General features: G+C 65.7%; 25 protein-coding genes. 16 read left to right on the top strand and 9 right to left on the bottom strand.

Annotated features, from left to right (window positions below):
• Positions 1–71: 71 nt before the first annotated feature.
• From map to HPT29_RS08805, 3 genes are all read left to right on the top strand, one after another.
• A complete protein-coding gene (gene map, locus HPT29_RS08815) occupies positions 72–893 on the top strand; it encodes a type I methionyl aminopeptidase (RefSeq protein WP_173947635.1) in 822 nt (273 codons plus the stop codon).
• A 94-nt stretch (positions 894–987) separates the two neighbouring features.
• A complete protein-coding gene (radC, locus tag HPT29_RS08810; protein WP_173947636.1) occupies positions 988–1674 on the top strand; it encodes a RadC family protein in 687 nt (228 codons plus the stop codon).
• A 73-nt stretch (positions 1675–1747) separates the two neighbouring features.
• Complete coding sequence (locus HPT29_RS08805) at positions 1748–2215, top strand: PRC-barrel domain-containing protein (RefSeq protein WP_173947637.1); 468 nt, start codon at positions 1748–1750, stop codon at positions 2213–2215.
• A gap of 46 nt (positions 2216–2261) precedes the next feature.
• Here the strand turns inward: HPT29_RS08805 and HPT29_RS08800 are convergent, their stop codons facing one another.
• Positions 2262–2858: an exopolysaccharide biosynthesis protein gene (locus tag HPT29_RS08800; protein WP_173947638.1), complete on the bottom strand. Its 597-nt coding sequence runs from the start codon at positions 2856–2858 to the stop codon at positions 2262–2264.
• Between the two features lie 83 nt (positions 2859–2941).
• Positions 2942–3211, bottom strand: coding sequence for an usg protein (locus HPT29_RS08795; protein WP_173947639.1), 270 nt, complete (start codon positions 3209–3211; stop codon positions 2942–2944).
• Between the two features lie 196 nt (positions 3212–3407).
• Here HPT29_RS08795 and HPT29_RS08790 point away from each other — a divergent pair, with 196 nt between their 5' ends.
• Complete coding sequence (locus HPT29_RS08790; protein WP_173947640.1) at positions 3408–4256, top strand: methionyl-tRNA formyltransferase; 849 nt, start codon at positions 3408–3410, stop codon at positions 4254–4256.
• Positions 4257–4440: 184 nt separating this feature from the next.
• Here the strand turns inward: HPT29_RS08790 and HPT29_RS08785 are convergent, their stop codons facing one another.
• Positions 4441–6813: a PAS domain-containing sensor histidine kinase gene (locus HPT29_RS08785; RefSeq protein ID WP_173947641.1), complete on the bottom strand. Its 2373-nt coding sequence runs from the start codon at positions 6811–6813 to the stop codon at positions 4441–4443.
• 504 nt (positions 6814–7317) lie between these two features.
• On the bottom strand, positions 7318–7845 hold the full coding sequence (locus HPT29_RS08780; RefSeq protein WP_173947642.1) for a flavin reductase family protein: 528 nt from the start codon (positions 7843–7845) through the stop codon (positions 7318–7320).
• A gap of 302 nt (positions 7846–8147) precedes the next feature.
• Here HPT29_RS08780 and HPT29_RS08775 point away from each other — a divergent pair, with 302 nt between their 5' ends.
• The 7 genes from HPT29_RS08775 to HPT29_RS08745 all read left to right on the top strand — a co-directional run bounded on the left by HPT29_RS08775 (position 8148) and on the right by HPT29_RS08745 (position 14475).
• Positions 8148–9068, top strand: coding sequence for a branched-chain amino acid ABC transporter permease (locus HPT29_RS08775; RefSeq protein WP_173947643.1), 921 nt, complete (start codon positions 8148–8150; stop codon positions 9066–9068).
• 15 nt (positions 9069–9083) lie between these two features.
• Positions 9084–10496: a high-affinity branched-chain amino acid ABC transporter permease LivM gene (livM, locus tag HPT29_RS08770; RefSeq protein ID WP_173947644.1), complete on the top strand. Its 1413-nt coding sequence runs from the start codon at positions 9084–9086 to the stop codon at positions 10494–10496.
• Complete coding sequence (locus HPT29_RS08765; protein ID WP_173947645.1) at positions 10496–11338, top strand: ABC transporter ATP-binding protein; 843 nt, start codon at positions 10496–10498, stop codon at positions 11336–11338. The genes livM and HPT29_RS08765 overlap by 1 nt, the downstream gene beginning before the upstream one ends.
• Positions 11335–12108 (top strand): ABC transporter ATP-binding protein, encoded by a 774-nt coding sequence (locus HPT29_RS08760; protein ID WP_173947646.1) that lies wholly within the window; start codon positions 11335–11337, stop codon positions 12106–12108. The genes HPT29_RS08765 and HPT29_RS08760 overlap by 4 nt, the downstream gene beginning before the upstream one ends.
• Positions 12108–12470, top strand: a complete 363-nt coding sequence (locus tag HPT29_RS08755; RefSeq protein ID WP_173947647.1) for a DUF6867 family protein — start codon at positions 12108–12110, stop codon at positions 12468–12470. Before HPT29_RS08760 ends, HPT29_RS08755 begins: the two co-directional genes overlap by 1 nt.
• A 242-nt stretch (positions 12471–12712) precedes the next feature.
• Complete coding sequence (locus HPT29_RS08750; RefSeq protein ID WP_173947648.1) at positions 12713–13840, top strand: branched-chain amino acid ABC transporter substrate-binding protein; 1128 nt, start codon at positions 12713–12715, stop codon at positions 13838–13840.
• Positions 13841–14088: 248 nt separating this feature from the next.
• Positions 14089–14475, top strand: coding sequence for an ACT domain-containing protein (locus HPT29_RS08745; RefSeq protein ID WP_173947649.1), 387 nt, complete (start codon positions 14089–14091; stop codon positions 14473–14475).
• Here the strand turns inward: HPT29_RS08745 and HPT29_RS08740 are convergent, their stop codons facing one another.
• Both HPT29_RS08740 and HPT29_RS08735 read right to left on the bottom strand, forming a co-directional pair.
• Entirely contained in the window at positions 14476–14943 is a 468-nt protein-coding gene (locus HPT29_RS08740; protein ID WP_173947650.1) for a DUF1203 domain-containing protein, read from the bottom strand.
• A 911-nt stretch (positions 14944–15854) separates the two neighbouring features.
• On the bottom strand, positions 15855–16583 hold the full coding sequence (locus HPT29_RS08735) for a cytochrome c biogenesis CcdA family protein (RefSeq protein WP_173949475.1): 729 nt from the start codon (positions 16581–16583) through the stop codon (positions 15855–15857).
• A 95-nt stretch (positions 16584–16678) separates the two neighbouring features.
• On the opposite strand from HPT29_RS08735, the gene HPT29_RS08730 reads away from it, so the two are divergent.
• Complete coding sequence (locus HPT29_RS08730) at positions 16679–17680, top strand: P1 family peptidase (RefSeq protein ID WP_173949476.1); 1002 nt, start codon at positions 16679–16681, stop codon at positions 17678–17680.
• Here HPT29_RS08730 and HPT29_RS08725 read toward each other — a convergent pair.
• Entirely contained in the window at positions 17677–18918 is a 1242-nt protein-coding gene (locus tag HPT29_RS08725; RefSeq protein WP_173949477.1) for an NAD(P)/FAD-dependent oxidoreductase, read from the bottom strand. The two genes, HPT29_RS08730 and HPT29_RS08725, sit on opposite strands and share 4 nt — an antisense overlap.
• Positions 18919–19129: 211 nt before the next feature.
• Between HPT29_RS08725 and rpe the strand changes: the two genes are divergently transcribed.
• Positions 19130–19801, top strand: a complete 672-nt coding sequence (gene rpe, locus HPT29_RS08720) for a ribulose-phosphate 3-epimerase (protein WP_173949478.1) — start codon at positions 19130–19132, stop codon at positions 19799–19801.
• A gap of 15 nt (positions 19802–19816) precedes the next feature.
• Here rpe and HPT29_RS08715 read toward each other — a convergent pair whose 3' ends face one another.
• A complete protein-coding gene (locus tag HPT29_RS08715) occupies positions 19817–20443 on the bottom strand; it encodes a TetR/AcrR family transcriptional regulator (protein ID WP_210272348.1) in 627 nt (208 codons plus the stop codon).
• Entirely contained in the window at positions 20440–21063 is a 624-nt protein-coding gene (locus tag HPT29_RS08710) for a hypothetical protein (protein WP_210272349.1), read from the bottom strand. Before HPT29_RS08710 ends, HPT29_RS08715 begins: the two co-directional genes overlap by 4 nt.
• 264 nt (positions 21064–21327) lie before the next feature.
• Between HPT29_RS08710 and purB the strand changes: the two genes are divergently transcribed.
• From purB to HPT29_RS08695, 3 genes are all read left to right on the top strand, one after another.
• Positions 21328–22641 carry an adenylosuccinate lyase gene (gene purB / locus HPT29_RS08705; RefSeq protein ID WP_173949481.1) on the top strand — a complete coding sequence of 438 codons (1314 nt, stop codon included), beginning with the start codon at positions 21328–21330 and terminating at the stop codon, positions 22639–22641.
• A 211-nt stretch (positions 22642–22852) separates the two neighbouring features.
• Positions 22853–24106 carry a cyclopropane fatty acid synthase gene (locus tag HPT29_RS08700; protein ID WP_173949482.1) on the top strand — a complete coding sequence of 418 codons (1254 nt, stop codon included), beginning with the start codon at positions 22853–22855 and terminating at the stop codon, positions 24104–24106.
• 31 nt (positions 24107–24137) lie between these two features.
• Positions 24138–24689, top strand: a complete 552-nt coding sequence (locus tag HPT29_RS08695; RefSeq protein WP_173949483.1) for an RBBP9/YdeN family alpha/beta hydrolase — start codon at positions 24138–24140, stop codon at positions 24687–24689.
• The last annotated feature ends 85 nt before the right edge of the window (positions 24690–24774 follow it).

Below are 24774 nucleotides of genomic sequence, written 5' to 3'. Positions count from 1 at the left end.
GGGGCAGAAGGTCTTTGCTTGCGTCCCGCGTGCCGATCCTTACATTCCCGACATCAGATCAGGGACCGAAAATGACCGAGACCGACATTGTCGAGCGCAAGCGCGCCGCCGAGATCCCGCTCCATGGGCCGGAGGCCTTCGAGGCCATGCGGCGGGTCTGCCGGATGACGGCCGAGTGCCTCGACATGCTGACCGATCACGTGAAGCCCGGCGTCACGACGGAATTCCTGGACAAGCTCGCCTTCGACTTCATCCGCGACCATGGCGCCTACCCGGCCTGCCTGAACTATCGCGGCTACACGAAGACGATCTGCACCTCCATCAATCACGTGGTCTGCCACGGCATTCCCAACGACAAGCCCCTGCGCGACGGGGACATCATGAACATCGACGTGACCCTGATCCTCGACGGATGGCACGGCGATTCGAGCCGCATGTACTACGTGGGCGAAGTGCCGCGCCGGGCCCAGCGTCTGTGCGAGATCACCTATGAGTGCCTGATGCGCGGCATCGCGGCGGTCAGGCCGGGCGCGACCACCAACGATATCGGGGCCGCCATCCAGTCCTATGCCGAGGCGGAGCGCTGCTCCGTGGTGCGGGATTTCTGCGGCCACGGCCTCGGCCGGGTTTTCCACGACTCGCCGACGATCCTCCATTACGTAGAGCCGGCCTATAACGTGGAGCTGAAGCCCGGGATGCTCTTCACCATCGAGCCCATGATCAACCTGGGCCGCCCGCAGGTGAAGGTGCTCGCGGACGGCTGGACGGCGGTGACCCGCGACCGCTCCCTGTCGGCCCAGTTCGAGCACACGGTCGGCGTGACCGAGACCGGCGTCGAGGTCTTCACCTTCTCGCCGAAGGGCCTGGACAAGCCGCCCTACACGGCGGGTTGACACTAGCCCGACGCCCAGCTTCGTGCCTACATAGTAACATTGCCGCCCCGGACGTCCCTGCCGGAGCCGCGGCAGGCAGAAGCGGTGGGAGGGCATGAGCGGCGACGACAACCCCCATTACCACGGCCATCGCGACCGGCTTCGCGCCCGCTTCCTCGATGTGGGCGGCGACGCGCTGCCCGATTACGAGCTGCTGGAGCTGGTCCTTTTCCGCTCCATCCCGCGCCGGGACGTGAAGCCCATCGCCAAGGAGCTCATGAAGCGCTTCGGCACCTTCGCCGAGGTGCTGGCGGCCTCCCCGGCCAGGCTCATGGAAGTCGAAGGAATCGGCGAGAGCGTCGTCACCGACCTGAAGGTCGTCGAGGCGTCCGCCCGGCGCCTCGCCAAAGGCGAGGTGGCCAAGCGTCCCATCCTGTCCTCCTGGACCTCGGTGATCGACTACTGCCGGGCCGCCATGGCGTTCATGGACAAGGAGCAGTTCAGGCTCCTGTTCCTCGACAAGCGCAACGCGCTCATCGCCGACGAGATTCAGCAATCGGGCACGGTCGATCATGCTCCGGTCTATCCGCGCGAGGTCATCAAGCGCGCCCTCGAACTCTCGGCATCCGCCCTGGTCCTCGTGCACAACCACCCGTCCGGCGATCCGACCCCCTCGTCGGCGGACATCAAGATGACCCGTGAGATCATCGACATCGCCAAGCCGCTGGGGATCACCGTCCACGACCACATCATCGTCGGCCGCGAGGGCCATGCCAGCCTGAAAGGCCTGCGCCTGATCTGAGCTTGGCTTCAGAACCGACTCGCTCCCGTTGGCGTTACGCTCCTGTCGAAAACGCCAATGGAGACTCGAACCAATGAAAAGAACTCTGCTGACGACCAGCCTTCTCGGCTCCATCCTCCTCGCCTCGGCCGCCATGGCCCAGACCTCGCCGGCGCCTGCCTCTCAGCCGGGCGGCTCGGCGGGGCCGGGCTTCATCACGCGGCTCGAGCCGGGCCAGATGCTGGCCTCGAAGATCATGGACGAGGACGTGGTCGGGGCCGACAACAAGGACATCGGCGACGTGGAGGACCTGGTGCTCGATCGCAGCGGCCGCGTCGTGGCGATCGTGGTGGAAGTGGATGAAGGGATCGGCGACCGCACGGTGGCCCTGCCCCTCAGCGCCGTTCAGATGAACGCCGCCGATGCGGCGACGACCGGGTCGGTTCAGGGATCGGGACAAGCCGGCGGCGCCTCCGCGTCGCGGGATGACGACATGCGGATCGTGGTGACCATTCCGGTCGATCAGCTCAAGTCCGCGCCCGAGTTCGACGACAACGACTAAGCGCGAAGCCGCCGGCGGCCTCCTGCGGGAATGGCCGCCGGCCCCTCTAGATCAGCGTCTCGATCCCGGCGAAGATCGCGTAGACGAAGCCCAGGCTCAAGGTCAGGCCGATGGAGCCGATCACCAGGCCTCCCAGGATCACGAGACCGTCGCGCTCCACCAGGCCCAATCCGACCAGACACACGGCCAAGCCCAAGGGGATCTGCCCCACGAAGGGCGGCGCGAAGAGAAGCCCGAGGGCCATGATCAGGATGACTGCGCCCATCAGACGCATCACCAAGGGCGTGTCGAGGAAGGTCATCCGGGGCCGCGAGATGCGCTCCAGCCGACGGAAGACCGGAATGGCGCGCCCGACGGCGCGCTCCACGTCGGTTCGGGCGACGGATCTGTTCATGAGCTGGCGCGGCAGCCAGGGCGCGTCGCGGCCGAACACGATCTGGATGGCGACCAGCGTCAGGAGCAGGCCGCAGACCAGCGGGATGGGCGGCGGCATGGGAAGGCAGTTCGGCAGGCCGAGCAGGACGATGAGCAGGGCGAAGGCCCTGTCCTGGAGCACGGCCATGATCTCGCGCACGGTCAGGCGTTCGCCGGGCTGGGAGGCAAGGGCGAGGAGGATTTGAGAGGTGCGCGCGTTGGAAAACAAGGAGCCCTGGCAGGTTCGGGGATGCTCAGGGCGCCTCTCTACCCGAGTTAAGGTCCGGGGCCAAGGCTCTGGGCCTCTGGCCCTCAGTGAATGTTGATTTCTCCCTGGACGGCCCGGAACTCGGCCGGCTTGATGAGCTGCGCATGGGTGATCGTGACGGAGTGCAGAGGACCGGCAAGCTCGCGCTTCCAGAAGTCCAGGAAGTCGATCAGGACGGGAAAACGCGGAGCCAGATCGTATTCCTGCCAGATATAGGTCTGCAGGAAGGATGGGTGATCGGGCATCCGGTAAAGGATCTTGGCGGTCGTCAGCCCGTAGCCGTCCATCTGGCGGATGAAGTCCTTCGATACCATGCGAACTCCTTCTCTCAAGCTCAAGCGAGCCGTTCCGACAGGTGTCCGCCCCGGTGGCACAGGCGGTTCCCTGCCCTATGCTCAAGGCTAAATCTTGAGTGCATGCCGAAGTTCCTGCAAGGGGACGGGCTTGCACATCCACGCGATCTTGCGTTGATTGCCTGAACGGAACCACGAGACGAGGAGATCACCGGGAATGCGCTTTGCCTTCGCGGGAATCGATTTTCTCGGAGACGTTTTCGAGACGCTGCTCGCCAGGGGCTGGGAGCCGGTCAAACTCTTCAGCCGTCCCTGCGACGGGATTTACGATTTCAACGACGTGACGGTCGCCCGCGCCCGTGCCTTGCGGCTGCCGATCCAGATGTCGCGGATCCTCCCGGCCGATCTCGCCGGGTTGAGAACCCTGGGGTGCGAGGCCCTGGTGGTGGCGGGCTATCCCTGGCTGATCAACGGCTGGGAGCGCCACCTTCCCTACGCGGTCAATTTCCATCCGTCGCCTTTGCCCATCGGACGCGGGCCCTACCCGCTGTTTCAGGCCATCCTGGACGACCTGCCCGAATGGGGCGTGACCGCCCATGTGCTGGAACCCGCCTTCGATACGGGCGCCATCGTGGCCCGGAGGCGGTTCCCTCTGAGCCCGACGGAAACGCACGATTCGCTGCTCGCCAAGTGCCAGATCGCCGCCAAGGAGATCTCCCTGGAGCTGGCCGACGACCTTCCCAGGCTCTGCGCCGAAGCAAGGCCCCAGGGCCCCGGATCCTACTGGCCCCGGATCACGCAGGCCCAGCGGACCGTCGACTGGACGGGAGGCATCCAGGACGTGCTGCGCACGATCCGGGCCTTCGGGTCCATCGAGACCTTCGCCCAGATCGACGCGCGCTACGTCTATGTGTGGGAAGCGGCCGGCTGGGAGGAGCCGCACCGCTACCGGCCCGGCACCCTGGTCCACAAGCACCGCAGGCACATGGTCGTGGCCGCTCGGGACGGCTTCATCCAGGTGACGGGCTGGAGCCCCTATGCGCCGGGTCCCGCCAGGGGAAAATAGCGCTTCCCTCCCCGAGATGCGGCGCCGCCGTCACCGGCGGCGCTTCACCATCTTCCAGGCCTGTCGGAGGATGAGGAGGTTTCGAATCAGCTTGAACATGGGGTTTCCTTGAAGAACGACCTGTCCTTCAAGGGCAGCGCCGGCGAGAAGGTTCCGGCCCGATCCGGATCGGGAGCCTTGCGCCTCACGTCAGCGGCGCATCGACCGAGCAGACGATGCCCGTCGGACGAAACGCGATACGGGCCACGCCGTTGAGCTCCTGCGACAGGCTGCGTTCGATCAGCCGGGAACCGAAGCCGCGGCGGCCCTGGGGCTGGACCGGCGGCCCTCCGGTCTCCTCCCAGCGCAGGTGAAGGCGAGCTGAAGGCGACGCCTGCTCGACGTCCCAGGTCACCCGGACCTCTCCCGTGGCATTGGCCAGTGCGCCGTACTTTACGGCGTTGGTGGCAAGCTCCTGAAGCGCCATGGCGAGCGCCAGCGCCATGCGCGGCGACAGCCGGACCTCCGGGCCGCTCAGATGAAGGCGATCCTCTCCCTGGCTCGCATAGGGGGCCACCGCCTGGGCGACGATCTCCCGAAGTTCGGCGCCTTCCCAGCTTTCCCGCGTCAGCACGTCGTGGGCGCGGGCCAGGGCGATCAAACGCCCTTCCAGGGCGTCCTTGGCGTCGCGCATGCTCGGGGCGTTGCGCAGGGTCTGCGACGCGATCGACTGAACGGTCGCCAGGGTGTTCTTCACCCGGTGGTTCAGCTCGTGGATGAGAAGGGTGCGCTGCTCCTCCGCGCGCCTGCGGTCGCTGATGTCGCGCTGGATCCCCCAGAGCCGCCGCAGCTCGCCGTTCTCGATGATCCCGGTCATGCTGTTGTCGAAGTACTTGTGGTTTCCGGCGGCGTCGCGTTCGACGGATTCGACCCCGGTCATGCTGTATCCGGAACGGATGACCTCGGCGAGGAAAGCCCGCGCCTGGGGATCGGACGACGGCAGCGAAAACTCGAGCGACCGGCCGATCATGTCCTCGGCCCGCGCGAGCCCGTACATGTCCGCCATGGCGTCGTTGCACTCGACGAAGCGCCCGTGGCGGTAGGCGAGATCGATCTGCTCCTCCACCGGCAGCGATGTGTCGAGGGGAGGATCGAATTCCAGGAGCCAGATGCCCTCCGAGCTGTGTGCGATGAACGTGCGATAGCGGTCCTCGCTCTCGCGCAGGGCGGCCTCCGCGTCCTTCTCGGCCGTCACGTCCCACTGGGCGCCGAGCGAACGAACGAAGCGCCCGTTGATATCCCGGATGAGCTTGGTCCGCGCGGTGATCCAGCGCATCTCGCCGGTATCGGCCCGGAAGATCCGGAACTCATAGTCGAGCTGTCGGCGCGCGTGATCGGCGACGGCCGCCCGCGTTTCCGCCTCGATCCGCGACCGATCTTCGGGATGCACCAGGGCGATCCAGTCCTCGTACGAGAAGAAGCCCGAGAGGTCCTCGTGCAGGCCATAGAGTTCCAGATATTCCGGCGACGCGATCGCCTTGTTGGTTCTCCGGTCGAATTCGAAGCTGCCGATCCTGGCGGCCTCTTGGACCTGCCTGAGCCGCTCCTCGCTTTCGCGGCGGGCATCCTCGGCCATCTTTCGTTCGGTGATGTCATCGAAGAGAACGGCGATCAGACGGCGCTCCGGATCGTCGATCCGGTAGGCGAAGACATCGTACCACCGCCCCTGGGCGGCCGCCTCGTGCTCGAAGCGCGCCGGCTCTCCGTTCAGCGCGACCCTGCCGTAGATGTCGTACCAGTATTCCTCATGGGCGGGACTCAGCGAACGCATGCTCCTGCCCGCCACGTCGTGCAGGCCGGTCTGGGCCTCGAACACGGGATTGACCTCGATGAAGACGTAATCGACCGGTCGGCCGTGCTCGTCGAACACGGGTTCGATGATGCAGAAGCCCTGATCCAGGGCTTCGAAGAGGGCGCGATAGCGCGTCCCCGTCTCGTGGAGCGCCAGCTCCCGGCTCGCATGGAGGGCGTCTTCGGCAAGCCCCTTGCCGGTCGTCTCGGTGGCCGCGCAGTAGAAGCCGGCAACGCCCCCCGTCTCGTCCCGGATCGGCGTCCAGGAGAAGGTGAACCAGCTCACGGGCTGGTCGGCCCGGCCCGCAAGGGCGACCGGACGATCGATGAAATGCTGCGCCTCGCCGGCAATGGTCGCCGCGATGACGGGACGGTACTCGTCCCAGATTTCCGGCCAAACCGTCCGATAGGGCTTTCCCAGTGCCGCCGGGTGCTTGGTGCCGAGGATCGGCACGTAGCCATCGTTATAGAGCGACGTGCATTCCGCCCCCCAGCCGATAAAGGCCGGCTGCCGCGAGGCCAGCATGAGATCGACCATGGTCCGGAGGCTCTGCGGCCAAGCCTGGATGGGACCGAGCGGCGTGGCGCCCCAGTCGTAGGCCCGGATGCGCTCCCCCATTTCGCCCTCGATCGAGGGCCAATGGGATCGTTCGGGAGTTTGCAGGGCCGGCGCTTCGCGGCCCCCGGACGGCCGGGGAGGCATCCCCTCGAGAGCGCCGTCGTTCATCGGACGTCGGTCTCCGGACGACCAGCCAGGGAGGAGCGAACCCGACGAGCCGTCTCCGTTTTCAGGGAAATGACTGATCTGGTCGGGCTTGCGGACATCCCCTGCCTCTTGGCTCGACGCGTGAGACTGCGGCGTAACCCGGCAACATAAGGCCGACAGCAAGGCTATCAAGGGATGGCGAGGAGCTTGCCCGTCCGCGCTTCTCACGAGCGATCCTGATGCGGGAACGGAATTTTGGCTCCGGTTCGGGGAACCGAACGCTCGCTGCGGCATTGACCTGTCACGAAGGCCAATGCCCCCAGGTCTTCGAGACCCTCAAAGCCCTTCACCGCCCCCGTGAAGGGCTTTTTCTTTGCTCGGATCGATCCACGGCCCCGCTGAAACCGTCTGCGGCCTCGATCGTTGGGCTTCCTGAAGGCTATCCTGTTGGCCTTCAGGACCGGGAGGCCTCCTCATGTGCCGGCGACGGCGGGTGAGGAGGCCTTTCCGTTCTGTCCACAGATTTCAGAGCTTGTGGTAATGGCGCCCCTGATAGATCAGGGGAGGCTTCCGCTCACCGAGCCGGATCCCGACGATCTCGCCGATAATGACGTGATGGGTGGCCACCACCCGGGCGTCGCTGATCCGGCAGTCGAACGACACGAGGCTCGTCGTCAGGGCCGGCGAGCCTGTCTCGAGCTTTTCCCACGCCCCGACCGTGAAGCGATCCTGGCCCTGGAGACCGGTGCGACCCGCAAAGATGTCGGCGAGCGCCAGATCCTCGGCCCCCAGGGTGTTCACGCAGAAGGCGCGGTTGGCCAGGAGGGCCTGGGCGGATCGGGACGCCGTATTGACGCATACCAGCAGCGAAGCCGGGCTGTCGGTCACGGGGGTGACGGCCGTTGCCGTGAAGCCCGCCCGTCCGGCCTCGCCGTCGGTCGTGACCACGTGAACGGCCGCGGCGGCGCGGCTCATCCCCTCCCGGAACAGGATGGCATCGGGGCTCTCGGCCCCTGTGGCGGCTGAATTGGGGGTGGCTTGAGACTTCGACATTCTGATCCGGAGCAAGCCTCTCCCACGCTTTTCCGCAGAGCACAAGGCTGATCAGGCCCATATGGCCCCTGGCCTTATCCTTTGGAAGCGGTAGGCAGAACGGAACTTGCCCAGTATTGCAACACCGCCTGCCGCTTATTCCATCATGGGTGGTGATAGGAAACTTAACAGAACGTTGTCGAACGGAAATCCGTTTGCTAGAGACACCAGCATCTTACGACAGGCTTGGCGTTGCTCAGGCATCGTGCTTTCCTGCGGTGTTTCCCAAGAATGACCCCGATCCAGAGGGGCAAGGGTAGGACATGGAAATCTTTGTGCAGCAGCTCATCAACGGGCTGACTCTGGGGTCGATCTACGGCCTCATCGCCATCGGCTACACGATGGTCTTCGGCATCATCGGCATGGTGAACTTCGCCCACGGCGACGTCTTCATGCTGTCTGCCTTCATCTCGCTGATCTTGTTCCTCCTCCTGACCACTTGGCTCGGGATCTCGTCCGTCGCGCTCGCGCTCCTGATCGTGCTCGTGGTCGCGATGGCGCTCACCTCCCTGTGGGGCTGGGCCATCGAGCGCATCGCCTACCGGCCCCTGCGCGGCTCGTTCCGCCTGGCGCCGCTGATCTCGGCCATCGGCGTCTCGATCTTCCTGTCCAACTTCGTCCAGGTGGCGCAGGGAGCCCGCAACAAGCCGACCCCCCCGATGGTCCAGGACGTGATCGTGCTCTTCCAGGGCGCCAGCGGCTACAACGTCGCCCTCTCGTATAAGCAGGTCATCATCATGATCACCACCGCGGTGCTGCTGACGATCTTCTGGTACCTTGTCCAGAAGACGTCCCTGGGCCGGGCCCAGCGCGCCTGCGAGCAGGACCGCAAGATGGCCGCCCTGCTCGGCATCAACGTGGACCGGACGATCTCCCTGACCTTCGTCATCGGCGCCGCCCTCGCGTCGGTCGCGGGCACCATGTATCTGCTGTATTATGGCGTGGTGAGCTTCAACGACGGTTTCGTGCCGGGCGTGAAGGCCTTCACGGCAGCGGTTCTGGGGGGCATCGGCTCGCTCCCGGGGGCCGTTCTGGGCGGGCTGATCATCGGCCTCATCGAGACCTTCTGGTCGGCCTATTTCTCGATCGAGTACAAGGACGTGGCCGCGTTCTCGATCCTCGCCATCGTCCTGATCTTCATGCCCTCCGGGATCCTCGGACGGCCTGAGGTCGAGAAGGTCTAAGGAGCCCTGAGAGCCATGAACGCTCCTTCCATCACCACTGCCGAGCAGACCCAGGCCGTGACCCGGACCTTCGACCTGGGCGCCGCCCTCAAGGACTCGCTCCGGACCGCGCTGATCACGCTGGGCCTCTCGATCCCGATCCTGTCCTACAAGACGGACCAGTCCGGCGCGGACCTCTTCCTCACCCCGCGCTGGGGCCTGGTGGCGACCATCTGCGTCATCGTGTTCGGCCTGCGCCTTCTTCTCCACGCCTTCACGGCCTCGCGGGCCTACCGCCAGGCCACCCCCAGCTCCCATCAGGCGACGGAGCCGGTCCATGCGGAGCCGAGCGCCTATCAGCACGTCTCCAAGTTCGCCATCCCGCTCTTTCTCGGGATCGCCGTTGCCTTCCCGCTCATCATCTACCTGATCCAGGGCGGGTTGAACGAGTCGCGCTACTGGGTCGATCTCGGCATCCTGATCCTCACCTACGTGATGCTCGGCTGGGGCCTCAACATCGTGGTGGGCCTCGCCGGCCTGCTCGACCTGGGCTACGTGGCCTTCTACGCGGTCGGGGCCTATTCCTACGCCCTGCTCTCGACCACCTTCGGCCTGTCGTTCTGGATCTGCCTGCCGCTCGCCGGCATCCTGGCGGCGTTCTGGGGCATGATCCTCGGCTTCCCGGTGCTGCGCCTGCGCGGCGACTATCTGGCCATCGTGACGCTCGCCTTCGGCGAGATCATCCGCCTCGTGCTCATCAACTGGGTGGACCTGACCAACGGCGGCGCGGGCATCTCGTCGATCCCGCGCGCGACCTTCTTCGGCCTGCCCTTCACGGCCGGCGAAGGCGGGTTCGCCCAGACCTTCGGGCTCGAATTCAACGGCATGCACCGGATCATCTTCCTCTACTACCTGATCCTGGTGCTGGCCCTGATCACCAACTTCGTCACCATGCGCCTGCGCAAGCTGCCCGTGGGCCGCGCCTGGGAGGCGCTGCGCGAGGACGAGATCGCTTGCCGGTCTCTGGGCATCAACACCACCAACACCAAGCTGACGGCCTTCGCCATCGGGGCCATGTTCGGCGGCTTCGCCGGCTCGTTCTTCGCGGTCCGCCAGGGCTTCGTCTCTCCGGAGAGCTTCAACTTCCTGGAATCGGCCATCATCCTGGCCATCGTGGTGCTCGGCGGCATGGGCTCGCAGATCGGCGTGGCGATCGCCGCCATCGTGCTGGTCGGCGGCCCCGAGGTCCTGCGCAACCTGACCTTCCTCCAGGCCATCTTCGGGGCCGGCTTCGACCCCAACGAATACCGCCTCCTGCTCTTCGGCGTGGGCATGGTGGCCATGATGGTGTGGCGTCCGCGCGGCCTGATCTCGGAACGTGAACCCTCGGTGATCTTGAAAGAGCGCAAGGCCATCTCCGGCTCGCTCGTGAAGGAAGGACACGGCTAATGCGCTGGCTGCAGGATCCCATCCTCGACGTACAGCATCTCACGATGCGCTTCGGCGGTCTCGTCGCCGTCAACGACCTCTCCTTCCAGGCCGGGCGCGGCGACATCACCGCCCTCATCGGGCCCAACGGAGCGGGCAAGACCACGGTCTTCAACTGCATCACCGGCTTCTACAAGCCGTCCGAGGGCATGGTGGCCCTTCGCAAGCCCGACGGCTCGCACCTGCTCCTGGAGCGGCTGCCGGGTTACGACATCAACTGGAAGGGCAAGGTCGCCCGCACCTTCCAGAACATCCGCCTGTTCTCCGGCATGACCGTGCTGGAGAACCTGCTGGTGGCCCAGCACAACCCGCTGATGATCGCCTCGGGCTTCACGTTCCTGGGCGTTCTCGGCATCGGCGGCTACCGCAAGGCCGAGAAGGAAGCGATCGAGAAGGCCAAGTACTGGCTCGAGAAGGCCCGGCTGATCCACCGGGCCGACGACCCGGCTGGCGACCTTCCCTACGGCGACCAGCGCCGCCTGGAGATCGCCCGCGCCATGTGCACGGACCCGCTCCTGCTCTGCCTCGACGAGCCTGCGGCCGGCCTCAATCCGCGCGAATCCCTGGAGCTCAACGAGCTGCTCCTGTCGATCCGCAAGGACAACGGCACGTCGATCCTCCTGATCGAGCACGACATGTCGGTCGTGATGCAGATCTCGGACCACGTGGTGGTGCTCGATTACGGCACCAAGATCTCGGACGGCGCCCCCGCCGAGGTCAGGAACGATCCCAAGGTCATCGCCGCCTATCTCGGCGTGGCCGATGACGAAGTCGAGAAGGTCGAGGCGGAGGTCGGCGCATGAGCACCGCTGGAGCAAACATCGCGATGCAGAGCCAGGTCTCCCCGGCCCGCCAGCCGCTTCTGAGCGTCAGGGGCGTGAAGACCTATTACGGCAACATCATCGCCCTCAAGGGCGTGGACATGGACGTCCACGAGGGCGAGATCGTCACCCTGATCGGAGCCAACGGGGCCGGCAAGTCGACCCTGATGATGACGATCTTCGGCAATCCGCGGGCCCGCGAGGGCAAGATCACCTATTCGGGTCAGGACATCACCCGGATGCCGACCCACGAGATCGCCCGCATGTCGATCGCCCAGTCGCCCGAAGGCCGGCGCATCTTCCCGCGCATGACGGTGTTCGAGAACCTGCAGATGGGCGCGTCCCTGCACAACATGGCCCATTTCGACCAGGATCTGGAGCGGGTCTGCACCCTGTTCCCGCGCCTGAAGGAGCGTCTCCAGCAGCGCGGCGGCACCCTGTCGGGCGGCGAGCAGCAGATGCTGGCGATCGCCCGCGCGCTCATGAGCCGGCCGAAGCTCCTCCTCCTGGACGAGCCGTCCCTGGGTCTCGCGCCCCTGATCGTGAAGCAGATCTTCGAGATCATCAAGGAACTGAACGAGAAGGACGGCATGACCGTGTTCCTCGTGGAGCAGAACGCCTACCACGCGCTGAAGCTGGCCCATCGCGGCTACGTGATGGTGACGGGCAACATCACCATGAGCGGCACCGGGAAGGATCTTCTCAACGATCCGCAGGTCCGGTCGGCCTATCTCGAAGGGGGGCATCACTGATGCAGGGCATCCTGTACGAAGAGCCGTCGATCTGGCTCTTCCTTCTCATCACCGTGATCATGGGCGGCTGGGCCGCCTGGATGACCGGGCGTGCCATCGCCCTCACCTGGCGTCCCTTCTGGACCCTGATCCTCTACCTGTTCATCCTCGGCGCCGCGGTGCGCTTCATCCACTTCGCCCTGTTCGGGGGGACGCTGCTGTCGATCCACTACTACGCCATCGACACCATCGTGCTGCTGATCATCGGGGCGCTCGGATTCCAGTATCGCCGCGCCCGCATGATGACCACCCAGTACCGCTGGCTCTATGAGCGGACCGGCCCGTTCTCCTGGCGGGAAAAGGCGTCTCCTGCCAAGGGCTAAGCGCATCGTTCGGAAAGGTGGTCCCGGCTTTCCGCACCAAACGATGCGCCGCTTTAAAAAGGGCGGGCATCGGTTTGATCCCAAAAGTGGAAACCACTTTCGGGTCCGATGCTCCCGCACAAAAGAATCCCAGGTGACATCCGCTTAAAAACCAGCATGATGTAACCTTGGATGACGGGTCTACCGTCAAACCGGCCCCACGAGGAAGAGGGGCCTATAAAACCACCCAGAGGAGTGACCTCATGAAAAAAATGCTGTTGACCGGCGTGGCGCTTGGTCTTGGCCTCGCCTTCTCCAGCGCTGCCAGCGCCCAGATCAAGATCGGCGTTGCTGGCCCCATCACCGGCCCGAACGCGGCTTTCGGCGCCCAGCTGAAGAACGGCGTCGAGCAGGCCGTCGAAGACATCAACGCAGCCGGCGGCATCAATGGCCAGAAGCTGCAGATCGTCGTCGGCGACGACGTGTCCGACCCCAAGCAGGGCGTGTCCGTGGCGAACAAGTTCGCCGCTGAAGGCGTGAAGTTCGTCGTCGGCCACTTCAACTCCGGCGTCTCGATCCCGGCCTCGCAGGTCTACGAGGAAGCCGGCATCGTCCAGGTCACCCCGGCCTCGACCAACCCGCAGTTCACCGAGCGCGGCATGTGGAACACCTTCCGCACCTGCGGTCGCGACGACCAGCAGGGCGCCGTTGCCGGCGCCTATCTCTCCGACAAGTTCAAGGGCAAGAAGGTCGCGGTCATCCACGACAAGACCCCCTACGGAAAGGGACTTGCCGACGAGACCCAGAAGGCCATGAACGCGAAGGGCCTGAAGGAAGTCGTCTATGAAGGCGTGAACCCGGGCGAGAAGGATTATTCGGCTCTCGTGTCGAAGCTGAAGCAGGCCGGCGTGGACGTCGTCTACTTCGGTGGTCTTCACACCGAAGCCGGCCTCATCATCCGCCAGATGCGCGACCAGGGCCTCAACGCCCCGCTCATGTCGGGTGACGGCATCGTGTCGGCCGAGTTCGTGTCGATCGCCGGCCCCGGCGCCGACGGCACCCTGATGACCTTCTCGCCGGATCCGCGCAAGAATCCGAACGCGAAGGACGCGGTGGCCAAGTTCAAGGCCAAGAACTACGAGCCGGAAGCCTACACGCTCTACAGCTATGCAGCCACCCAGATCCTGGCGGAAGCTGCGAAGCAGGCCGGTAGCACCGACGGCAAGAAGGTCGCCGACATCATGAAGTCGGGCAAGCCCTTCAAGACCGTGATCGGCGACATCTCCTACGACAAGAAGGGCGACATCACACGTCCGGACTACATCATGTACGTCTGGAAGAAAGGCGCCGACGGCAAGATCGACTACACCGGCAACGAACTCGCCATGTAATCGACCGGCCTGATGGCCAACCGACCAGACCCGCCCTGGCGACAGGGCGGGTTTTCTTATGGAAGTCTTGTTCAAGATCCGGCCACGATCAAAAACTGGATGTGTCTTTCCGACCGTCATGGCCGGGCTTGTCCCGGCTATCCCGATCTGATGAAGCACGGAGCTTCGAGCATTCGGGATCACCGGCACAAGGCCGGTGATGACGCGAACGGTCAACATACGCCCGCCCTCTTAGGAACGGAGCAACGATGCCCGCCCTCAATCTCTCCCTGCTCAGGGACGTCTACGCGGTCTGCCGCTTCCCGCCGGGCACGCCGATGGCAGCCCCCTTGCCGGGATCGTTCTCGCTTCTGGTCCAGGCCTCCGAGGAAACCACCCTCGTCTGCCCGATCGATCAGGCTCCACCCGGGGCGGAGATCGATGTCGGCTGGCGCTGCTTCCGCATCGGAGAGAGTTTCGATTTCAGCGTTCCGGGTATTCTGGCGTCCGTTCTCGCCCCCCTGGCCCAGGCCGGCATCGGCATCTTCGCCACCTCGACCTTCAGCACCGACTACGTGCTGGTGAAGGCCGGGGATGCGCAGGGCGCCGTTGCGGCGCTCAGGGAGGCCGGACACACGGTCGATCACGAGACCTGATCAGGCCCGTTCGATCCGGGCGGCAAAGCAGCCACGCCGGGCGAAATGGGCATCGACATGCGCCACCTGCGGAGCGGCGAGGAAGCGCTCGATCACGCGCAGCACCTCCGCCCCTTCGGCCACCTCGGCATCCACGATGAAGGCGTTTTCATCATAGGCCCGCAAGGACAGGAGCCGGTCCCGCAGCATGGGCGCCAACTCGCCCTGGTAGGTTCCTGGTCGGCCGGATCGGCTGACGAAGATCGGGCCGGCCGCGCGGTAAGGCGACGTGGCGATCGTCTGATGGGCGTGGTTGAGCAGCAGCAGTTCCTCGCCGACGGCAGCCCGCGTCAGCGACACCCGGCAGGGAAAGGCATCGGGCTCGTCCGCATAGACGCGCTTGGCCCCGATTGCTTCGAGGTCGCGATCGGCCATCTCGAACAAGGGGGCGAAAGGCTCGGCCTCGAGGCCGCGGATCCGGAAGGACATGAATGGTCTCCTTGATGGAGCTCTAGAATGCCAAGCCCTGCCTGTCCCCACGACCCGATTCCTGTGCCGCGTCGTTTGCCGTCACGCCCGGCCCTGTCCCGCGCCCCTTCCGCCGCGCCACCCTCTCCTCAGCAGGTGGGGCCTGTCATGGCCAGGCCTGTTCCGGTCATCCTCAGCCCGTCATTCCACCCTCCCCGTCATGGCCGGGTTTGTCCCGGCCATCCCGCTGCGGTGAGGCGCGGCGCGTCCTGGATCTGGATCACCGGCACAGGGCCGGTGATGCCGTGGGAGCGTCTGCGCAACGATGTGTTCTCACTTTGTTCTTGACAGCAGGTGCAAGCTAAGCTATATCGTTGTTCAGATCGGTTCCTGCGAGGGGCGCGCTCGCGAGGCGTCGCAAGTGTGGGAGCCGGCACGGTCCTGCGACAGGCTTCGCACCCCTGGGCGCGCAGGAGGCCGACCTTGGGCTCCGTCCAGCTGGTCCGCCTGAAAAGAACCGTGCGCGACGAGCAGCTTGGCTCTCGCTTATCACCTCAGACATCGAGCCGGGCTGCCACTCGCGCCACCCTCGATCATCCTGACAGGCTCGCAGCGCAAGCTGCGGGCCCACAGGTGCTGGCTCTTTGACAGTCCACAGATCACGAACCCGCACCGCAGCGCGACGCTCCCCCGTCACCCGACCCTGCCACGTCATGGCCGGCCCTGTGCCGGCCATCCCGATCCGGTGAGGCTCCGCGCTTCAAGCAATCGAGATCACCGGGACAAGCCCGGTGATGACGTCGAAGGGGTCAGAGCCGGCCATCCCTATCGGACACCCACCGCGCCTCGCAGTATCGAGATTACCGGCGCGAACCGAACGATGACGGCGAGGGCGAAATCCTCGTTCGAGGCCGGGCTTCGCGAAGGTCGGCCTATCCCAGCCGCCCCAATGCCGGGAACGTCTCCAGGAGCCAGAACGACATGGTGGTGATCCAGCCGGTGAGGAACGCGATGCCGGTGAGGACGAGGAGGACGCCCATGACCTTCTCGACCAGGGCGAAGCGGGAGCGCATGCGCTTCAACAGCGCCACGAACGGCTTCATGGCGAAGGCGGCGAGCAGGAAGGGGATGCCGAGGCCCGCCGAATAGGCGGCGAGCAGCAAGGCTCCGCGGGACACGCTGTCCTCCGAGCCCGCCACGGTGAGGATCGCGGCCAGGACCGGGCCGATGCAGGGCGTCCAGCCGAACGCGAAGGCGAGGCCCATCACGTAGGCGCCCAACAGGCCCACCGGCCGGGCGACGGTGAAGCGGGCCTCGCGGTAGAACAGCCCGATGCGGAACAGCCCAAGGAAATGCAGCCCCATCACGATGATGGCGATGCCGGCCACCGTGCTCAGGACATCGAGATACTGCCGGATGGCCTGGCCCAGGGCCGAGGCCGTCGCGCCCAGCAGCACGAAGACGGTCGAGAAGCCGGCCACGAACAGCAGGGCGGCCAGGACCGCGCGCTGGCGCACGGCGCGGTCGTCGCCCGCGCTGAGGCGGTCGAAGGTGGTGCCGGCCAGGAACGACAGGTAGGGCGGCACCAGCGGCAGGACGCAGGGGCTGAGAAAGCTGATGAGGCCGCCGAGCGCCGCGGCCGGATAGGAAACACTGAGCATGGAAGCCTTCTATCCTGTCACGCCTCCCCGAGAAAGGCGGTGAAGCGCCGGTTCGCCAGCTTGTGAAGGCGGCCGATTTCCGGTTTGCTCGCTGCATGACACAAAGCCGCAATCTCATCACGGACGTGGCAGGCCTGCGCATCGGCAACGCCCAGGACGCCGGTCTCGGCTCGGGCGTGACCGTCGCGCTCTTCGACGAGCCGGCCGTCACCTCGGTCTTCGCCATGGGCGGAGCCCCGGCGACCCGGGAGACCGACCTCCTCGACCCGGACAAGATGGTGCCGGCCATCCATGGCGTGGTGCTCTCCGGCGGATCCGCCTTCGGGCTCGATGCGTCGAGCGGCGTCCAGGCCTGCTTGAGGGAGCAGGGGATCGGCTTCGCGGTCCGCGACGCGCTCGTGCCCCTGGTGTCCCAGGCGTCGATCTTCGATCTCGTCAACGGCGGCGACAAGGATTGGGGCCGCTACCCGCCCTACCGGGAGCTCGGCTACGAGGCGGCCCGGCAGGCCGGCCCGGACTTCGCCCTCGGCACCGCCGGCGGCGGCTACGGCGCCACCACGGCAAACCTGAAGGGCGGCCTGGGCTCGGCGAGCGCCCTGACCTCCTCGGGCCATACGGTGGGCGCCCTCGTGGTGGTCAACAGCATCGCCTCGGCGGTCATCGGAGACGGCCCGCATTTCTGGGCCGGCGCCCTGGAGGAAGGTCGCGAGTTCGGCGGTCACGGCCATCCTGCGCGGGTCGGTCCGGACCATCGCAGGCTCGTCTGGAAGGGCGGCCCGCAGCCGGCCACCACCATTGCCCTCGTCGCCACCGACGCCGTCCTGACGAAGGCCCAGGCCAAGCGCCTCGCCGTCGCGTCCCATGCGGGTCTCGCCCGGGGCCTGCGCTTCTCCCATGCCCTGTTCGACGGCGACACGATCTTCGCCGCCGCCACCGGCCGGAGGCCGCTGGGCGATGAGGCGGCGGAGTTCACCGAGCTGACGGCGCTCGCTGCCGACTGCCTGAGCCGCGCTATCGCACGAGGCGTCTACGAGGCGACGGCCCTGCCCTATCCGGGCGCGCAGCCGGCCTGGCGGGACCGCTTCGCGCTCGCCTAGAACCGCTCTGCCCGGTAGGGCTTCGGATCGACCACCGGGGTCTCGCCGGTGATCATCTCGGCCAGCAGGCGGCCAGTGACCGGCCCGAGGGTCAGGCCGTGATGGGCGTGTCCGAAGCCGAACCACAGGTTCTTGTGCTTCGGGGCGGGACCGATGATCGGCATCATGTCCGGCGTGCAGGGCCGCATGCCCATCCACGGTTCCGGATCGACCCGCTCGCCCAGGGGAAAGAAGTCGCGCGCGATCGGCTCGGCACGCTGGAGCTGGACCGGGGTCTTCGGCGCGTCGCGGTTGGCGAATTCGGCGCCCGTGGTGAGGCGGACACCCTTCGACATGGGGGCGAGGAAATAGCCCCGGTCGAAATCCAGGGTCGGCCGGTTGAGCACCGCATTGCCCTCGGGCTTGTAGTGCATGTGGTAGCCGCGCTTGACCGCCAGGGGCAGATCGTATCCGAGCTTCGTCGTCACCACGTCCGCCCAGGCACCCAGGGCGATGACCACGGTGTCGGCGTCCACGGGCCCCTTCTCGGTCTGGATGCGCCAGCCGGTCGGCGTTTCCTCCAGCGTCCGGGCATCCCCGGAGGCGAGCTCGCCTCCGAGACGCTCGAACAGTCCGACATATCCCATGGTCAGCATGTGAGGATCGGACACCGAGGCCGGATCGGTCCAGTGGATGCCGCCCTTCGTCTCCACCTTGAGATGCGGCTCCCGCTCGGCGACGGCCCGGGTGTCGAGCGCATCGAAGTTGACGCCGAAATCGCGCTTGACCTCTTCCGCGTCCTTGAACTGCTCGTCGCGGCTCTTCTCGTCCCGGAACACCTTCATCCAGCCGGTCGGGCGGATCAGGTGCGTGGAGCCGGATTCCTCGGCCAGCGCCATATGCTCGGTGACGCTGCGCTCGATGAGCGGCGCATACATCCGGGCGATCGCCTTGTGCTGGGCGGGACGCGAATGCATCCAGTACTGCCACAGGAACGGCGCGAGCTTGGGGATCGCCGCCCAGTGGTAATGGGCGTCGATGGTGTTGTTGAGGGCATAGCGCAGCAGGGCGCCGAAATCGTGCGGAAAGCCGTAGGGGTAGACGCCCTCGCGCTGGATCAGGCCGGCATTGCCGAAGGAGGTCTCCTCGCCGGGCTTGCGCCGGTCGACCAGCAGGACCGAGCGTCCGCGCTTCTGCAGATGGACGGCAATCGACACGCCGACGATCCCGGCCCCAAGAACAACCACATCCTTACGCATGAAGGCTCTGCCCCGTTCAAAGTCGCGTCCGGCCCCGGACAGCGAGTTCGTATCCTTGTGACGAGGCCATCTTTACTCCCGTTGGATCGAGGCCGTCCATGGAATTCCTGCTGCAACCGGGCCTCTCCCCAGCCAAGTGGTCTTCAATTGGTTCGAACCGGTGGCGCGATGCCCCGTTGCGGCCGGAAAACGCCCGTGCTACCGGCGCGGCATGACACGCCCCCTTCTCATCGCCCCCTCCATCCTGGCCTCCGATTTCTCGAAGCTCGGCGAGGAGATCCGCGCCATCGACGCCTCCGGTGCGGACTGGATCCACATCGACGTGATGGACGGGCATTTCGTGCCGAACATCACCATCGGTCCCGACGTGGTGAAGGCGCTGCGTCCGCACACCTCGAAGCCTTTCGACGTCCACCTGATGATCGCGCCGGTGGATCCTTACCTCGAAGCCTTCGCCAAGGCGGGCGCGGACATCATCAGCATCCACGCCGAGGCGGGACCGCACCTGCACCGCTCTCTGCAGACCATCCGGAGCCTCGGCAAGAAGGCCGGCATCGTTCTGAACCCCGGCACGCACGAACGGGCCATCGAGCCGGTGATCGACGATGTGGACCTGATCCTCCTGATGACGGTCAATCCCGGCTTCGGCGGTCAGGCCTTCATCCCGTCCGTCTGCACCAAGCTGCGGCGGATCAAGGAGATGGTCGGCGACCGGAACATCGACATCGAGATCGACGGCGGCGTGACACCCGAGACGGCGCCCCTGGTGGCCGAAGCCGGCGCCAATGTGCTCGTCGCCGGGTCCGCCACGTTCAAGGGTGGTCCTTCCGCCTATGCGGCCAACATGGCGGCCATCCGCGAGGCGGCCGCAAAGGCACGCTGAGGCCAGCGTGCCGGGTCAGGACGTTGCTCCCGCCAGCCCGGATGCGAGCAGGCGGGTGAGGAAATCGGCCAAGCGGTCGACGAAGCTCTCGTCGACCTTCAGGTTGTGCGGCGGACGGGTGAGATACTCGTAGTCTCGGACGAAGATGAAGCCCTGATGCAGAAGCCAGAGGCTCGCCACCGCCACCTCCTCGGCGCTCGCTTCCTCGCCCAGGAACCGCCGCACCAGCCGCTCGGCGGACGTGACCAGGGAGGCGTTCTCCGCCATGGCCAGATCCTGGAAGATGTCCGTCCGCTGCAGAATCTCCCAGTTCAGAATCCGGATGTAGCGGGCCAGGACCGTTCGCTTCAGGAGCGGCAGGAGCATCTGCCGCACGAAGAGCCGCAGCGCCTCCCTCGGCTCCAGAACATCCAGCCTCTCGGCATCCAGGACGTCTGATTCCTTCAGCGCCGCGAAGGCCACGCGCAGCACCTCCCGGTACAGGCCTTCCTTGCCGCCGAAGTGATAGGTGATCGCCGCCTGGTTCGCGCCGGCCTTGCGGGTGATGTCGCGGACCGACCCACCCTCGTAACCCTTCTCGGCGAACACGATGGCGGCGGCCTCGATCAGAGCCTCCCTGGTCCGTTCGGAGGCGCGGCTCATCTCAGCACGAGGTCGGCCACGGAACCGCCCCAGGACGTAACGGTCGTGAGGATCCGCCCGGGCAACGGGACGAGGCTCGGAAGGGAGACGCCCAGAATCTCGATCGACCGGCCCTCGGAGACCTCTGCAGAGGACACGGCGGCCTGCGCTGCTTGCGCCGCCTGAGCGACGACCGGGCGAGCCGGAGGAAGGATGCCGATTGCCGGAAGATGGCTGCACGCGTCGAGGCAGGCGGAGGCAACAACTTGGCGAGGCGTTGCTTGAACGGGGTTGTCCGACTTCAGGGCAACCGTTTCGTTCGACCATTCGCGTGCAAGCGGAGGCGAGTACGGGAGGTCGTCGGTCGGCCCGAAGACGGCCGCGAACTCGTCAACGCTGGCGACGCGCGCCCGGAAGCCGTCCGCAATGAAATTCGCATTTAGGAGGCTTGCGACGTGATGCGGTTCAGCGCTTGCCAGGGCCTGGGGGGCCGCGGCCTCCTCATTCCTTCCAAGGCCCAGATAAGTGTTCGTGATCGCGGCGACGCAGACCGTTGCGGTCACGGAGACGGTAATCTGCAAGACGAGCTTTCCACCAGTCTCAGCAGCCTTGCCGATGATCCCTTTGAAAGCGGCACGCATACGGGCTCCTCATCTGAATTAAAACGTCTGTATGATTTTCAAACAAGCGTTTGAGGCGAATTCAAGACGAGGTCAAGCTCCGATCAGGTTGGCACCCCGCGGAGCGAGGATCTTCGGTGTGAATGCGCTTGAATTCGAGACAGGCATCCAATAGCGATCAGGCAACGATCGTCAGCCTCGATCCGACCATTCGAGCCAACCCGGCTGCCACTGCCCCTCCAAGGCTCTTGAAGGGGTGCGGCGCCCGCAGGCAGGAGAAGATTTGTGATCCCCCGTTACAGCCGTCCCGAGATGGTGGCCATCTGGTCGCCGGAGACCAAGTTCCGCATCTGGTTCGAGATCGAGGCCCATGCCACCACGGCTCTGGCCAATCTCGGCGTCGTGCCGAAGGACGCGGCGGAAACGGTCTGGCAGAAGGGCTCCAAGGCCACGTTCGACGTGGAGCGGATCGACGCGATCGAGCGCGAGGTCAAGCACGACGTCATCGCGTTCCTCACGCATCTGGCGGAGATCGTCGGACCCGAAGCCCGCTTCGTCCACCAGGGCATGACCTCCTCCGACGTGCTCGACACCACCTTCAACGTGCAGCTCTCCCGCGCCTCCGACCTGCTGCTCCGCGACCTCGACGAGCTGCTCGCCGCCATCAAGCGCCGGGCCTTCGAACACAAGATGACACCGACCATCGGCCGGTCCCACGGAATCCATGCGGAGCCCACCACGTTCGGGCTCAAGCTCGCCCAGGCCTATGCGGAATTCGAGCGCTGCAAGGTTCGGCTGATCGAGGCTAGGCGGGAGGTCTCCACCTGCGCCATCTCGGGCGCCGTGGGCACCTTCGCCAACATCGACCCGAGCGTCGAGGAATACGTGGCCGAGCAGATGGGCCTGCAGGTCGAGCCGGTCTCGACCCAGGTCATCCCCCGCGACCGGCACGCCATCTATTTTGCCACGCTCGGCGTGATCGCGTCCTCCATCGAGCGCCTGGCCACGGAGGTCCGCCACCTGCAGCGCAGCGAGGTCCTGGAGGCGGAGGAGTTCTTCTCGGCGGGCCAGAAGGGCTCGTCCGCCATGCCGCACAAGCGCAACCCGGTGCTCACCGAGAACCTCACCGGGCTTGCCCGCATGGTCCGGGCCTATGCCATGCCGGCCATGGAGAACGTGGCGCTCTGGCACGAGCGGGACATCTCGCATTCGTCCGTCGAGCGCATGATCGGACCCGACGCCACCGTGACCCTGGATTTCGCCCTGGCGCGGCTCACCAACGTCATCGACAAGCTCGTGGTCTATCCGGAGAATATGCAGAAGAACCTGGACCGCCTCGGCGGCCTCGTCCACTCGCAGCGGGTTCTCCTGGCCCTGACGCAGAAGGGCGCTTCCCGTGAGGACGCCTATCGGCTGGTCCAGCGCAACGCAATGCCCGTCTGGCGCGGCGAAGGCGACTTCCTGACCCTGCTCAAGAACGATACCGACGTGACGAAGTACCTGTCGGCGGACGAGATCGAGACCTGCTTCGACCTCGCCTACCACTTCAAGCATGTGGATACGATCTTCGCGCGGGTCTTCGGCGCAGGCGGCGCATAGCTCAGGGGCTGGAAATATTTCCACAATGAGCAACAATCCCCAGTAGAGCGACGGACCAAATAGGGGCGTCCACCTCGGGCGTCCCCTTGCGGGTTCGAGCCCTCTCTTCGTGAGCGCATCATCCGGGGCGGAAAACCGGGGCAGCTTTTCGCCGACCTGGCCTTTGGGTCCGCACGATGCGCTGAGAGATCAACGGCGCGGGATTGTTGCCATGCTGTCGGAGAAGCTTCTCGATCTTGCCTTCACGCGGGCCGTGACACACGGCACCCTCGAGATGACCACGGCCAGCGGCCGGCTTTCCACCTTCGGCGACGGCTCGGAGCCCCGCGTCTCGATCCGGTTCACGGACCTCGCTGCCCAAATGGCCCTCTGCCTGCATCCTGAGCTGAAGCTCGGCGAATTGTTCGTGGATGGCCGCCTCGTCATCGAGCGGGGCACCATCCTCGACCTGCTCCAACTTCTTCTTCAGGACACTCACGGTACCCTCGACGAGCTCCCTCTTCATCGATTGCGCCGGATTCGGTCCGCCATGATGCGCCGTGCCGAGAACAATGCAGCCCGGTCCAGACGTAACGTCGCCCATCACTACGATCTCGACGGCCGGCTCTATTCCCTCTTCCTCGACGGCGACCGCCAGTATTCCTGCGCCTATTTCGACCATGCCGACGCGAGCCTCGAGGAGGCTCAGATGGCCAAGAAGCGGCACATCGCGGCCAAGCTGATGGTCGATCCGGGCCACAGCGTCCTCGACATCGGCTCGGGATGGGGCGGCATGGGCCTCTATCTGGCTCAGGTGGCCGAAGCGGGGTCGGTAAAGGGCATCACGCTCTCGCAGGAGCAGTTGGAGGCGTCGCGCAAAAGATCCGCCACCGCGTGCCTCCAGGATCGCGTGCATTTCGAGCTCCAGGACTACCGGGCCACCGAGGGGTCGTTCGACCGAATCGTCTCGGTGGGGATGTTCGAGCATGTGGGTGTGGCCTCCTACGACGCCTACTTCCAGGCGAGCCGTAAACTCCTCAAGGAGGACGGGGTCATGCTCCTCCACACCATCGGGCGCTCGGGCATGCCCTATCCGACTAATCCGTGGATCACCAAGTACATCTTCCCGGGGGGCCACCTGCCGGTCCTGTCGGAGATGATGCCCGCCATCGAGCGGGCTGGCCTGATCGTGACCGATGTCGAGATCCTGCGCCTGCACTACGCCTATACCCTTCAGGCCTGGCGCGAGCGCTTCATGGCCCATCGCGAGGAGGTGATGCGTCTTTACGACGAGCGCTTCTGCCGGATATGGGAGTGCTACCTCGCCATGTCAGAATCCGCCTTCCGTTGGCAGGACGCCGTGGTGTTCCAGCTCCAGCTCGCGCGACGCAACGACGTGGTGCCCCTCACCCGCGACTATATCGCTGAGCGCGAAGCCGCCCTGAAGGAGGCGGAGGAGAACATGGAGTTGATGCGGAGCGCTTGAACCAGCCTGTGCGGGTCTTTATCTCGATGGCATGAAAACCTCCGATTGCGACATCCTCATCGTTCCCGGCTACACGAATTCCGGCGAAGACCATTGGCAGAGCCGCTGGGAGCGCCAGCTCTCGACCGCCTGGCGCGTCGAGCAGGAGAACTGGGACGCACCCGACAAGGATGCCTGGGTCGAGCGTATCGTGCGCGATGTGGAACGGGCCGAGAAGCCGGTGGTGCTCGTCGGGCACAGCCTCGGGGTGCTGGCGGTCGCCCATGCGGCGCCGCAACTCGCCGGCGGGAAGGCTCGCGGCGCCTTCCTGGTCAGCCTGCCGGACGTGGAGAGACCCGACTTCATCCCGGCCATCGACCGGGCCTTCGCGCCGATCCCGCGCGATCCCTTCCCTTTCCCGTCCGTTCTGGTCGCCAGCAGGACCGATCCCCATTGCGACTATGCCAAGGCGGAAGACATCGCCTACGCCTGGGGGGCGGCGATCGTCGACGCGGGCGATGCCGGCCACGTCAATACGGAAAGCGGCCATGGTCCCTGGCCCGAGGGCCTGATGCGTTTCGCCGGGTTCCTGAAAAGACTCTGACGAACCCACATTGTCCACATGACGAAAAGTTCATGCGGCGGTCACCTGAGCGAGAGCAGGAGCGGAGCAATCTAATCCTATCGCC

It is taken from the genome of Microvirga terrae (genome assembly GCF_013307435.2).
Classification (GTDB): Bacteria; Pseudomonadota; Alphaproteobacteria; order Rhizobiales; family Beijerinckiaceae; genus Microvirga; species Microvirga terrae.
The sequence above is the reverse complement of the archived record's forward strand: the minus strand, read 5'-3'. Positions and strand labels throughout refer to the sequence as shown.